This is a genomic window from Flavobacterium shii, from assembly GCF_025847235.1.
Taxonomy (GTDB): Bacteria; Bacteroidota; Bacteroidia; order Flavobacteriales; family Flavobacteriaceae; genus Flavobacterium; species Flavobacterium shii.
The window spans coordinates 176,773-190,393 of record NZ_JAOZEW010000010.1; the positions used below are offsets into that span (position 1 = coordinate 176,773).

The 13,621-nt window shown below is 34.6% G+C and carries 9 protein-coding genes; 5 read left to right on the top strand and 4 right to left on the bottom strand.

Annotation, left to right across the window (positions count from 1 at the left end; translation table 11 throughout):
* Together OIU83_RS11230 and OIU83_RS11235 are read right to left on the bottom strand one after the other, a co-directional pair.
* On the bottom strand, positions 1 to 1,878 hold the full coding sequence (locus OIU83_RS11230; RefSeq protein ID WP_264206350.1) for a GMC family oxidoreductase: 1,878 nt from the start codon (positions 1,876 to 1,878) through the stop codon (positions 1 to 3).
* The gene (locus OIU83_RS11235) at positions 1,868 to 2,323 is read right to left on the bottom strand and encodes a hypothetical protein (RefSeq protein WP_264206351.1); all 456 of its coding nucleotides are present in this window, start codon (positions 2,321 to 2,323) and stop codon (positions 1,868 to 1,870) included. The genes OIU83_RS11230 and OIU83_RS11235 overlap by 11 nt, the downstream gene beginning before the upstream one ends.
* A 438-nt stretch (positions 2,324 to 2,761) precedes the next feature.
* Between OIU83_RS11235 and OIU83_RS11240 the strand changes: the two genes are divergently transcribed.
* Together OIU83_RS11240 and OIU83_RS11245 are read left to right on the top strand one after the other, a co-directional pair.
* A complete protein-coding gene (locus OIU83_RS11240) occupies positions 2,762 to 4,057 on the top strand; it encodes an NRAMP family divalent metal transporter (RefSeq protein ID WP_264206352.1) in 1,296 nt (431 codons plus the stop codon).
* A gap of 97 nt (positions 4,058 to 4,154) precedes the next feature.
* On the top strand, positions 4,155 to 4,790 hold the full coding sequence (locus tag OIU83_RS11245; protein ID WP_264206353.1) for an MgtC/SapB family protein: 636 nt from the start codon (positions 4,155 to 4,157) through the stop codon (positions 4,788 to 4,790).
* Positions 4,791 to 4,911: 121 nt separating this feature from the next.
* On the opposite strand, the gene OIU83_RS11250 is transcribed toward OIU83_RS11245, so the two are convergent.
* Positions 4,912 to 5,835, bottom strand: coding sequence for a hypothetical protein (locus OIU83_RS11250; RefSeq protein WP_264206354.1), 924 nt, complete (start codon positions 5,833 to 5,835; stop codon positions 4,912 to 4,914).
* A 484-nt stretch (positions 5,836 to 6,319) separates the two neighbouring features.
* Here OIU83_RS11250 and OIU83_RS11255 point away from each other — a divergent pair, with 484 nt between their 5' ends.
* The 3 genes from OIU83_RS11255 (at position 6,320) to OIU83_RS11265 (ending at position 12,226) form a co-directional block, all read left to right on the top strand.
* Entirely contained in the window at positions 6,320 to 6,622 is a 303-nt protein-coding gene (locus tag OIU83_RS11255; RefSeq protein WP_264206355.1) for a hypothetical protein, read from the top strand.
* An 86-nt stretch (positions 6,623 to 6,708) separates the two neighbouring features.
* Entirely contained in the window at positions 6,709 to 11,088 is a 4,380-nt protein-coding gene (locus OIU83_RS11260; RefSeq protein WP_264206356.1) for a CusA/CzcA family heavy metal efflux RND transporter, read from the top strand.
* A 4-nt stretch (positions 11,089 to 11,092) separates the two neighbouring features.
* Positions 11,093 to 12,226, top strand: a complete 1,134-nt coding sequence (locus OIU83_RS11265) for an efflux RND transporter periplasmic adaptor subunit (protein ID WP_264206357.1) — start codon at positions 11,093 to 11,095, stop codon at positions 12,224 to 12,226.
* Between the two features lie 469 nt (positions 12,227 to 12,695).
* Here the strand turns inward: OIU83_RS11265 and OIU83_RS11270 are convergent.
* A partial coding sequence (locus OIU83_RS11270) for a hypothetical protein (protein WP_264206358.1) occupies positions 12,696 to 13,621 on the bottom strand: 926 nt, incomplete at its 5' end.

Sequence of the window (13,621 nt, forward strand, 5' to 3'; positions counted from 1 at the left end):
TTATTGTTCAAGTTGTTTAAGAATAGCTTCGGCAGCTTTAAAAGTCAGGGCAGACATTGTAAGGGTAGGATTCGAGGTTCCTAGTGTGGGCATATTGCCGCAGCCTACTAGGAAAAGGTTCTCATGATCCCAGGTGCGCATATCAGAATCTACTACTGAGTCTTGTTTATTAAATCCCATGCGGTGTGTTCCCACAATATGTCCTGCACCTGCAAAACTGTATCCTTTACCTTTATAAGTTACATAGTCAGGGTCTTGAGGATTATACTCTGTAAAATCTTCTATACCACATTGATCGAAAAATTGCTCGGAAACGACTCCGGATGCTTCAAAAGCTTTCAGCATATATTCGGTAGCATTGTAATGTATTACAGGTCTATAATTCCCAATATTATCTTTGTATTCCGGGTTGATAGTTACACGATTGTTGGGATCGGGAGTTTGTTCACATTCAAAGTGGGTGAAGAACTGTCGGGTAACGCGATTTTCTATTCTGTCACGTAGTTCTTTTCCGAATATTCCTTCACTAACAGCAGTAGTAACATCCGATCCGGGAGAAAATGTAGGCCATGCCCATCCCCAGTTATCAAGTGGTAATATCCATGCGGCATGGTCTTTACGGAATTCTCCATCACGGAAAGTGGGAATATTGGTAGTAGAGCCTGGACCTCGATACGGATAAAGAGGTTCTTTTGCAAGTCCCCATCTTAGTACTGTCATGTGATCCATTAGGTTACGACCTACCTGATCGCTACTATTGGCAGCTCCGGAGGCAAGAAGTAATTTGGCGTTTTCGATAGCACTGGCAGCCATTACATATATTGTAGCTTTGGCTGTATGTGTTTCGTACTCTGGTGAACTACCCTTTATATAGGTTTTATATTCAACGCCATTTATCCAGTTCGAAGTTTCATTTATTAACAATTTTGAAGCTACTGCTTGTGTTTTTACAGAGAGATTTCCCATATCACACTTTCTGAGTGTTTTTAATGCATTGTACTTGGCCTGTACAGGACATATAGGTACACAGCTTGCATTACCTTCGCAACGTTGCCCTGTATAAGGATCCCAGTTTGACCCCACAGGATTGTAACCTTCTTTGAACCTGTTTCGGGTTATATCAAGTTTTTTTGTACCCGGATTCCAAGCGACTCCATTAATATCATAATCATAATTTGGAATAGAGTTTCGACCTTGCGGTGTGCTAATGCAATACAGTTTATAGGCTTTATCATTAAGTATGATTTTGCTATTTTTGTCTATTATATCAGTCATTACCTTATCCAGATAACTTATTGGTATAACTTTCATTGGGTATACATAGTCTTTATTGAAAACGCTTTTCTGTTCGATAGGATAGTTTTGATCCTTAACATTTCCGGAAACGCCAATTTCATTTTCGGCCATTTCATAGTAACGATTCATATCTTCATACTTAATAGGCCAGTCTACTGCTACTCCATATTTAGATTTCATTTTAAAATCGTTCGGAAGCATTCGGAGCGTTGTACCTAACCAGTGCAAGGTTGTACCACCCGGTGCACGTGTACAATCACTGGCAAAAGCTATTGGTCCCATTTGCACTAGATATCCTTCTGTAGATGGAGTCTTTTTTATATCAAGAACATCTATAGATGGAGCATCTTTTATATTGGGATAAGGGGAGTTAGGAACTTTTGCAGAAGCATTATAAAAGGTACTAAGATAGTCCTGATAATTTTTGTAATTGGCTTCCTGATCCATAGCTATTCCGGCGGCAAGTCCTGCTTCTAGCATCAATACTTTTTTTCCTGCATTGGTAAGCAATTTTGCTACTATTGACCCGGCAATACCTGAGCCAACAATTACGACATCATAATTATTATTATTATTTTCCATTTGGAGAACTTTTTACTGTTGATTGTTTAACCGAAAGAGGGAGATCTGACCATGAACCATAACCGGGTTGTTTGGCTCCTGGAGGGTGAGCATGTATTGTATCCCACATCAATCCTTGTATATAGGAAGCCGATGAGATTACATCATTTCCCCAGTTCCCGGTATACCAAAGAATAATCATGTTTTGGGCAAGAGAACCGTAAGCAGAAATAGGCATAAACTGAGTAGTCAAAATATGTTTGATACTTTTGGCATCTTGTTTAGGATCAGTGAGTAACTGGTTCAGGTCGATAAAGAAGTAATCGATATCTTCTTTATTGGTATTCTTCAAGATGGTGTTGTGATAGCTTTGTAGCATCCCGGTGGCTTTGAGCTCTGTTTTACTAAAACCAGTGAATACTGCAGAAGCTTCTAAAAAGAGTTTAGAAGTGGAGATAGGTTCCATAAGATTGATTTGGGGGATTAAAGGGTTAAACGTTTTTTGTTAATTTTTCTTTAGCCTATAAGTTCTTAATGATAAATTATTTGTTGATTTACTTAGATTAGAATCGTTATAAATAACTGATAATCAGTACAAATAGCTGTGCTAAATTATAGAAAGATGCTATAGCGGCAATACGTATTTTTACCTGTTTTTAAATTTATTGGTTAATAAATACTGTAATCTATTTGATGAGGTAACAAATAGGTTTTACAAAAACATGAAGAATGAGGGATTCGATTGGCTGTGCGCAAAGTAAATAGATATATTACTTGGTTTATTTAGTGGTAAATTATAAAGTACAGCACTAATACAATTCAATAATTTGAAAAAAATAAAATTCTTTTATTAAGATACTACATACTATTGTTATCTTTAAAGAAGTAAAAAAGATTTATTTCCATGCCAGTAAAACACAATTCAAAGTATCGGAAAAGGAAGATTAGGAAATTTTTTAGTCTTTTGGGGCCTGGATTAACTACCGGGGCTGCAGATGATGATCCTTCGGGTATTGCAACATATTCTCAAACAGGAGCACAGTTTGGCTACGGGCAATTATGGACTGCATTATACATGCTTCCTTTCATGACAGCTGTTCAGGAGGCTTGTGCAAGAATAGGGTTGGTAACAGGTAAAGGGATAGCAGGAGTAATCAAGGAACATTATAGTAGCAAAGTGCTCTATGGTGTGGTAGGGCTTGTTGTCGTTGCAAATACTATTAATATTGGTGCCGATATTGGTGCTATGGCAGCCGCGGCACAACTGTTAATTCCGATTCATTTTGTTGTACTCACTTTAATTTTTACAACGGTTATCTTAGTACTGGAGATTTTTACTAATTACAGGGTTTATTCCAGGATATTAAAATGGCTTGCTCTTACATTGCTTGCCTATCCTATTACAGCATTTATTATAGATCAACCGTGGGCAACAGTATTAAAGGCGTCTGTAGTGCCACACTTTGAGTTTACTTTTGATTTTCTTTTTATTATTACGGGAGTATTTGGAACAACAATTACTCCTTATATGTTTTTCTGGCAGGCTTCTCAGGAAGTAGAAGAAGTAAATGCCAAAGGGATGATGAGAAACGGAAAACCAAGAATTGGCTGGCCACATATACACGCGATGCGTAAAGATAATAACATCGGAATGATTATTTCAGAATTTACGACCTGGTGTATTCTTTTAGTTGCCGGAACGGTTTTGCATAATAATGGCGTAACCGATATACAGACTGCGGCAGATGCTGCAAAAGCGCTAGAACCTCTCGTACATTCTTTTCCAGACTCTGGTTATCTGGCTAAATTAATTTTCTCGGTAGGTATTATTGGGCTTGGTATGCTGGCAGTTCCTGTACTATCGGGTTCTGCGGCCTATGCTGTTGCCGAAGCTTTTAACTGGAATGCCAGTCTAAATATCAATATAAGAAAAGCGCATGGCTTTTATGGTATAATTATCATCTCTACGCTCATAGGGTTAATTATAAATTTTGTAGGTATCGATCCGGTAAAAGCATTGGTTTATACTGCTGTTATAAATGGCATAGCTGCTGTTCCTTTATTATTTCTAATTGTTAAGATTGCGGCAAGTGACAAAATTATGGGTGAATTTAAAAGTGGTTGGTTATCCAAGACCTTATTATGGGCAACCTTTTTCATTATGGGTGCAGCAGCTGTTGCGTTGTTTTTTACGCTATAGATTTAAAATTAAATTTGATAAAGCGCTTACTATTGGCAGTTCATTTGTAAAAAAAGAATAAATGTGTAAATTTGAGATAGTATAAAATGTAAAAAATATGGATTTTGATTTAGAAATACTCATGCGGTTGGGATTAGCAATCCTTTGGGGCGGACTTGTAGGCGCAGAGCGAGAATATAGAGGTAAATCGGCAGGATTTAGAACTACTATATTAATCTCTTTTGGAGCTTGCTTTTTTACTCTTATGTCGGAGTTAATTGGTTCTCCGGGAAATCCGGATCGTATTGCCTCCAATATTGTAACCGGTATTGGATTCCTGGGAGCAGGTGTTATTTTTAGAGGTGATAACCGCGTTAACGGAATCACCACTGCAGCAAGTATTTGGGCTGTAGCAGCTGTGGGTATGGGAATAGGCGGAGGATATTACTTTCCTGCGGGTTGCGCCAGCTTAATGATTCTTTTTGTTCTGGTTGTACTCTCTTTTTTAGAAAGACGTATCGATTTATTTCACCAAACAAGGACATTTATTGCCAAAGGTACTATGTCGGATAATATGTTAAAGAAGTGTGAGGTGCTGATGAAGGAACATCACTTAAAAATAAGACTCGTAAAACAAATTCGGGATGGCAATCATGTTTTTGCAACATGGCAAATTCAGGGAAGGTCAGAAAATCTGGAAGCATTTATTGATGTAGCCATGATTGCTCCTTTTATTCAGCGTGCTGAGTATTAGAGATGCCTGTAGCGGTATTTATTTTCATGATTTTTCAGAAGCAAATAACTACAAATCACCTGATCTATTACTTGTATTTTTGTAACCAATCTTTATCATTAAGAAAAATAGTAATCCATGATTAGTTTCTATAGCTTGCAAACAGTTTTTCTATGTCGTCTAAATTTGCCTCTGCCCATTTAAAATACAATAATGCAGTACTTGGATTTAATTCATCAGACTTCAACATATCCAAAATATGTTCCTGAGTATTTTGTATAATCACTTGTGGGGTATAATCTATATGATTATGAAAATTAGAGTCAAAAAAAACATCTACCCATTCACTTGAGTTATCTGCTTTGTTGACAAAATCGGTAATGAAATCATTAAATTTTTCTTCCTGTACCACCAATTTTTTGGCCTTAAAAAAGGCAGGTTTTCTTTTGTCTTCCCTATGATAATAGTCAATGTCTTTTGATTGGATTGTTTTGGTGGTATGATGCCCAAAAATATCAACCAGCCCAAAAATTTCTACATCACTTGCTAACTCTAGTTCGGCATTTGTATTACTTGCAATTGCCAGTGTAGTACTTGCTGCTGTGGCGCTTTCTGTTACAACATATAATTCCCGAAAAGAGAATAGAGTTTGAGTGAGTTTAATGATTAATTGCTGTTGGATTTTATTCCAGTTATTAATTTTTAACGACTTAGGCTCTTTGGTACGAAAAATAAAGCTTCCTTTATTAGCAAAAGCCAGTATTTGTTTACTGAATTCGAATTGACCTTCAATTGCTCCGTGCCCTTGTCCTCTCCCTGAATAAGGTTTGGATATACCATCACTAATGTTCCAGTTTGAGGGATTTAAAGGCATTATGAGACTTAAATCTACTTCTTGCGGGCTTATTAAATTGTCACGGTATAAGTTTCCTAATAAGATTATTTCTCCATTTTTAATTTGGAAATAATCTCCAGGAAAGATATTTTGATTCAATGGTTTAGTAGGGATGAATCCTCCAGTTTTTAAGTAAAATTGCCTGTAGAAATTCTTATAAAGACTATTCATAAATTTATAATTAATTAGATTCTAAGATACTTTTCGTATACACATGAAACAAAAATGATAGATACAGTAAAATCATATAGGCTTGTTTTTTTGGAAGATTTTAAAATCGATTAATTTGCACCCAATAAATTTACAATATAACTATTGATAAAAGGATTAAAATGTCACAGAACAGGGTTTTACTGTCATAAGAAAATCTTTGGCTATATTAACTTTAGTTATCAATTAAGACCAGAATTGATTATTATAAAATATTGATATGTGTTAAGTGTTTGAAGATGTTGTTGAAAATTATCAGTTTAAATGAATTAAATTAAATTACTATTGAATTGCGTTTTTAAATTAATAAAAATGGTTTACTTCCTGTTTTAAGTTGGGATTATTTTGTTATAAAAAGTAAATTTGTGAAGTGCGAAAAGTCATTCCTTACATATTCATTTTCTTAATAGCGTCTAACATTGGCTTCTTTCAGCAATTTTATAAATTGCCTGTACTAATTGAGCACTTTAAGGAACATCAACAAATAAGAAATGTAAGTTTTATTGATTTTCTTGCCATGCATTATTGGGGCGATGATCAAAATGATAATGATGCTGATCGCGATATGCAACTTCCTTTTAAAAATATAAGTGGCTATTCGTTACAACTTGTATTTATCCCCACAGAAAAGCACACCATTTACATTCCTTTTAATATTGGGCTTAAAGAGTCTAATATCATTCCCTTTACATCTAACCTGTATTCTAATCCCGCCTTATTTTCGGTATTTAGACCTCCTGTAGCATAATTTAATTTTTTCAAAATTTTAATTGTAGTTAAGGCATTTTTTTGTCCTAGCTATAGCATTATTATATCTAAAAATTAAATCAAATTATGCTTAATAAGATAATACAATTCTCAGTTAAGAATAAACTGGTAATTGGCGTCTTTACATTGCTATGGATTATTTATGGCGTGTATGAAGTTAGTCGTTTACCTATAGATGCCGTACCAGACATCACAAACAATCAGGTACAAATTATTACAACCGCTCCATCCTTAGGAGCCGAGGATGTAGAACGTCTTATAACTTTCCCGATAGAACAGGCGATAAGTAATATTCCGCAGCTTAAAGAAAGCCGTAGTATTTCCCGTTTTGGACTTTCGTTGGTTACTATCGTTTTTGATGATGATACCGATGTATATTGGGCACGTCAGCAGGTTGCCGAACGCTTGCAAAAAGTAGAAATAGACAAAAATGCCAGTAAACCCGAAATGGCTCCTGCAACAACAGGATTGGGTGAAATATATCAATATGTTGTAAAACCACAACCAGGTTATGAGGCGAAATACTCTCTGGAAGATTTGCGAACTATTCAGGATTGGACTATTCGCAGACAGCTTTTGGGTACACCCGGAATTGCCGACGTGGCAACGTTTGGAGGGAAACTAAAACAATATGAAATTGCAGTAAATCCAGCACGATTAAAAGCACAAAATCTTACCATAAAAGAGGTTTTTACAGCCTTAAGTAGTAATAATGAGAATACTGGAGGTGCTTATATTGAGAAAGGCCCAACGGTACTTTATATTCGAAGTGTAGGACTTACTAAGAATATAAGTGATATCCAGAACATTATCGTTAAGAATACCCAAGCAGGAACACCAATTCTTATTAAGGATATTGCCGATGTAAAAATGTCTTCGGCAATACGTTACGGCGCTTTAACCACAGATGATTTAGGAGAATCTGTAGGTGGAATTGTAATGATGCTTAAAGGTGAAAATGCCAATAACGTAATTGTTAATGTAAAAAAACGTGTTGCCGAAATAGAGAAGATTTTACCAGAAGGCTTGAAAATAGAACCTTTTCTAGACCGTACAAAAATGGTCGATAATGCCATTGGTACTGTTCAAAAAAATCTTATCGAAGGCGCATTAATTGTAGTCTTAGTACTTGTATTGTTTTTAGGTAATCTACGAGCAGGATTTATTGTAGCATCGGTTATACCATTGGCAATGCTATTTGCGATTATCATGATGAACACCTTTGGCGTAAGCGGAAACTTAATGAGTCTTGGTGCGCTGGATTTTGGGTTAATAGTCGATGGAGCCGTAATCATAGTCGAAGCCATTTTGCATCATATGCACAGTACCAAAAAGTATAAAGGTGTAGATAGTATTTCGCAACCCGAAATGGATAAAGAAGTCGCTAGTTCGGCAGGACGTATGATGAATGCAGCAGTTTTTGGACAAATAATTATCCTTATCGTTTACCTTCCTATATTATCTCTAGAAGGTATAGAAGGAAAGATGTTTAAACCAATGGCGCAAACAGTTGCTTTTGCGATTTTAGGAGCGTTTATCTTATCCCTTACTTATGTCCCGATGGTGAGTTCTTTATTTATAAGCAAGAAAGTAAACCACAAACCTAATCTTTCTGACAGGATTATGGCAAGATTAGAATCCTATTATGAAAACTGGCTTTCTAAGGCTTTACGTATAAGAAAGTCTATTGTTATTTCGGCATTTGTTTTATTTGGAATTGCTGTATTTTTATTTACCAGAATGGGAGGTGAGTTTATACCACAACTAGAAGAAGGAGATTTTGCCGTAGAAACACGTTTGCTACTAGGAACGAATCTTTCTACAACTACCGAAACAATCCAGAAAATATCTGCTGAGCTAAAAAGTAAATATCCTGAGGTAGAAAAAGTAGTATCCAGAATTGGTAGTGCCGAGATTCCTACCGATCCTATGCCTATAGAAGGTGGGGATATGATTATTGTTTTAAAAGACAAATCGGAATGGACAAGCGCTTCATCTTTTCCAGAATTGGCAGATAAAATGACGAAGACCGTAAAACAAGTTGCTCCCGGAGTTACGACTGGTTTCCAATTTCCGGTTCAGATGCGTTTTAACGAACTTATGACAGGCGCAAAACAAGATGTGGTATGCAAGATTTATGGAGAAGACTTAAATAAACTTGCCGAATATGCAGAGAAACTTGGCGCTATTAGTAAAACAGTAAGTGGTGCAACCGATTTATATGTAGAGAAAGTTACAGGAATGCCACAAATCGTTATAGACTATGATTGGGCAGAAATGGCTAAATATGGTATTTATGTTTCGGACATTAACCAAACCGTAAATGCAGCTTTTGCTGGAGCAGTAGCGGGTAGTATTTATGAAGGAGAAAAACGATTTGATATGGTGGTTAGGGTAGAAGCTAGCGGACGAAAAGATATTAATGATGTACGTAATCTTTTAATCGCAACGCCATCAGGAATGCAAATTCCGCTTTACCAAGTAGCATCGGTAAAAGAAATCGAAGGTCCAAACCAGATACAACGTGAGGATGCTAAAAGAAGAATCATCGTAGGTTTTAACGTAAGAGGGCGTGATGTAGAATCGATTGTAGAAGAATTACAGAAAAAGGTAAATGCTCAAATAAAATTTGATCCGGGGTATTACATTACTTACGGAGGTACATTTGAAAATTTGCAAGAAGCAAAATCACGCCTTGGGGTTGCTGTACCAGCCGCATTATTTATGATTTTGGCATTGTTATACTTTGCCTTCAGATCTTTAAAAGAAGGAATAATCATTTTTACAGCAATTCCATTATCGGCTATTGGAGGGATATTTGGACTTGCATTGCGCGATATGCCTTTTAGTATTTCTGCAGGAGTTGGTTTTATTGCACTCTTTGGAGTGGCGGTACTTAATGGTATTGTTTTAATATCCGAATTTAATCGAATACAGAAGCAAGGCGAAATCACAGATCCATTTCAAATTATCATAACAGGAACAAAAAACAGGTTACGTCCCGTATTAATGACTGCAGCAGTAGCATCATTAGGTTTCTTACCAATGGCTTTAAGCAATGGAGCAGGAGCAGAGGTTCAACGTCCACTGGCAACGGTAGTTATTGGCGGACTTATAACGGCTACTTTACTTACGTTGTTTGTACTTCCATCTATTTATTTAATGACTTATCATACTAAAGTATTTACTAAAAAAATGAAAAAACATAAACTGGATAAATTGACATTACTTATTGTTGGTTTATTCTTTACAGCCTCAGTTCAGGCACAGCAGTTGCCTACATCTCTTGATGAGTCTCTGTCGATAGCGGTTCAGAATAATAAAAGAGTGAAATCGGCTCGACTAAATGAAAAATCAAAAGAACAACTCCAAAAATCGGCTTTTGATATTCCTAAACTAGCATTGGATGGTGATTATGGTCAATTTAACAGTGGTCTTAATGACACCCGTTTTGGTATCAGCCAGACTTTTGCTTTCCCAACCGTATATAGTAATCAGAAAAAAGCCTTAAAAGAAAACTATAATACTGCTAAGGCTGAATCGCAGTTAACAGCGCAACAGATTAAATCGAATGTGAGAAATCTATTCTATTACTATATCTGGTTAAACAGCAAGAAAGAACTATTGGCTTATGCAGATTCTATTTACAGGTTAATGGAGCAAAAATCTAATTTGCGTTATAAAACGGGAGAAACAAATGTACTTGAAAAAAGTGCCTCTCAATCTGCCCGACAGTTTTATACCAATCAGCTTACAATGGTAAATAAAGATATTGAGATAACACTTAAATCTTTTAACGCAGTTCTACAGGATAGTATAATTCATGTTCCCGTTACAGAGAATATTAAGAATGGTTTTGCTATTTCGTTAAACGAAAAATCTAAGATTGCTGAGTTGCCACAGATACAACTTTCGAATTATATTGCAGACGCAGCAAAATGGAGATGGAAAACCGAACAAGCCAAGATGTTACCAGATATTACATTAGGCTATAATAATTTAAGTATCACCGGAATGCAAACGAATAGTTCTGGGCAGGATGTTTATTATGATAGTAGTAACAGGTTTAGTTATGTTAATCTGGGATTATCCATACCATTGTTTTTTTCTAGTCAATCGGCACGTAATAAAGCGGCTAAGACAGAATATGAAAACTACAAGATGATAGCAGAAGCTACTAAAATTGAAATTAATACTGCCATTACAAATGCTTTAAGTGAGGTCGAAAAGTATAAAGAGAGTCTTCATTATTATGAAAGTGACGGACTTAAAAATGCGGCTGTTATTATCGAAGCGGCAAACAGTCAGCTAGAAAATGGAGATATCGATTACCTGCAATGGGTATTGGTAGTGAATCAGGCAATAACGATAAAAAATGAATATCTCGATATGGTTAATTATTATAATCAAGCTATAGTTAACCTACAAACTCTTAATAATTTATAATATAATGAAGACATATATAACCACAATTTTTGGTGTTTTATTTTTATTATCCTGCAATAGCAATAAAAAGGATGAGCAAAATAATGCAGGAATACAAAAAGATGAAAGTAGTATTCAATTAAGTAAAGAACAGATAAAAAATGCCGGATTAGTGATCGGTAATCCACAGGAAAAAAATGTAAAAGGAATTTTAAAGCTTCAGGGAACAGTAACGGTTCCTCCTAAAAGTGTTGTTACGGTAAGCATACCTCTTGGTGGATATATCACGAAGACAAATTTAATGGCAGGAATGCATGTTAAAAAAGGGCAATTACTAGCTGTAGTAGAGGATATGCAATACATACAACTCCAACAGGATTATCTTACGGCAAAAGAAAAATTTCAATTATCGCAAAGCGAATATAACAGACAAAAAGAGCTTAATGCCAAGAAAGCAAGCAGTGATAAGCTATACGAACAAACGGCTACAGAAATGCAGACGCAACGTATAAATATGGCTTCGCTGGCACAGAAACTAACTTTATTAGGGATTAATGTAAGAGCACTTACAGCATCTAATATTAGTAAAACGGTGTCTATTATTTCGCCTATAAATGGTTTGGTAACGAAGGTTAATGTAAACGTAGGTAAATATATATCGCCTACGGATATGCTATTTGAATTAATGGAAACGAGTGATATTGTTCTTGTCATGAATGTTTTTGAGAAAGATATACACTTGCTCTCGATAGGGCAAATAGTAACTGCTTATACTAATAGTAATCCATCAAAAAAATATACTGCAAGAACTACCTATATAAATCAAAGCCTTAATGGAGACCGAGCTGCAGAAGTTATTTGTAAAATCGACAGATATGATAAGTCATTACTGCCAGGTCTTTTTATTAATGCCGATGCCGAATTTGAAAATGAAAGAGCACTTACAGTTCCAGAAGATGCTGTTGTGAGATGGCAAGGGAAATTTTATGTTTTTTCTTATACCGGAGAAAATAAGTTTAAAATGGTACAGGTAGAAACGGGAACTACAACAGATGGTTATCGACAGATAAAATCTTCGGTACTAAATTTGTCGTCAAAAGTTGTGACAAAAAATGCTTACACGCTTTTAATGACATTTATGAATGGTGGAGATCAATAGTTATAAAGATTATTAATGAAAAAAGGCAGCCCAGGCTCTACGTCTGGGCACAAATATTATAAATAAATTTTGAACACGGATTTCTCCAATCGACACGAATTTTAATAGTTAATTTAGTTTGTGAAATTAATTCCACAAACTAATTCGTATCGATTCATGAGATTCGTGTTTACTTTTTGTACTTATGCCCAGACATTATGCTCAGACTACCACTATTTTTTTCATTTTATCCATAGTGTATTTCTCTTTGTTGCCTAATTAACTAAAATTATTTATATGATTCTTTAAAATTTTGCTTGCTTAAATACACTCTTTTATTAACGGTTTCCAAAGGTTTATTATTTAAAAACACCTCAAAACCGCTATTATCATCATTTATTTTTATTTGGATTTCATTATCTCCTGTATTTTCAATTTTAAACTGTTCGTTGGTTTTTTGCTAATCAAAAAAAACTCTGCCTTCAAATTTTTAATTAAATTTTTCTACAATAGTTCTATAAAATATAAGATAGTTAATTTTATAAAACTCTTTTTCCGGACTTCTATCTCTTGTGATTAAATATAACCCTTTGTCTTTATCGTTTAAATATTTATCTCCAATATAAATAAATGCCATTTCGCTATTAAGTCTATATAAACTAATTTCAAAATTATACCCAAAATTTGTAGACATTGTTTCTATTTTAAAATTTATGTCGTTTTCAATCATTATAAGTTTTAAATATGCAATTCCTTTCCAATACCAATCTATAGACGAACCATTTGGTGAACCAAAATTCCTTAAAGGGTTTAATGAACGCCACTGAAAATTTTGTTCATAGAAGTATTCAACAAAAAAAGTTGAATTCTGATTCCTCCAATCGTAAAAGTTTGTTATTTCATCTTTCAAAATAATTCCTGGACTTTTTTTTAATTCATATTCTCCTTTCTTTTGAATGATATTTCCATGAAAATCATAATTTAACCATTCAATATAGTCATATAATAAATGTCCATCTTTAGGATCTATACGTTCAAAAGTTTTTATCCAAAAATTTCTTTTTATTGTGTCAAAATAAATGTGACCATCTATTCTTTCTTTCGGGTTTTTATCTTTATAATACTCCCTTCTTTCAGCGTTCGTTGCAAACTCATCTCCAAAATTGTAAGATAATTTTTTATTTGTAATTTGAGTTATTTTGTAATTACCTAAATGCTCAAGTTCAGGCATCAATTTATATTCTTCATATTTTTTTTTATCACCATTTTGATTTATAAAAAAAATAAAATATAATACTAAAAGTATGATTGTAATACCAAGTACTATTATGACAATTTTAGCTTTTTTACTTACAATGCATTTCATACTAATCATCGTATAAAAATTACTTATACTATTCTTTAAATTCTCTATCA

Excerpts from the sequence above, each read along its gene's own strand:
- OIU83_RS11230 (WP_264206350.1), bottom strand. The coding sequence starts at position 1,878 with ATGGAAAATAATAATAATAATTATGATGTCGTAATTGTTGGCTCAGGT.
- OIU83_RS11235 (WP_264206351.1), bottom strand. The coding sequence starts at position 2,323 with ATGGAACCTATCTCCACTTCTAAACTCTTTTTAGAAGCTTCTGCAGTA.
- OIU83_RS11240 (WP_264206352.1), top strand. The coding sequence starts at position 2,762 with ATGCCAGTAAAACACAATTCAAAGTATCGGAAAAGGAAGATTAGGAAA.
- OIU83_RS11245 (WP_264206353.1), top strand. The coding sequence starts at position 4,155 with ATGGATTTTGATTTAGAAATACTCATGCGGTTGGGATTAGCAATCCTT.
- OIU83_RS11250 (WP_264206354.1), bottom strand. The coding sequence starts at position 5,835 with ATGAATAGTCTTTATAAGAATTTCTACAGGCAATTTTACTTAAAAACT.
- OIU83_RS11260 (WP_264206356.1), top strand. The coding sequence starts at position 6,709 with ATGCTTAATAAGATAATACAATTCTCAGTTAAGAATAAACTGGTAATT.
- OIU83_RS11265 (WP_264206357.1), top strand. The coding sequence starts at position 11,093 with ATGAAGACATATATAACCACAATTTTTGGTGTTTTATTTTTATTATCC.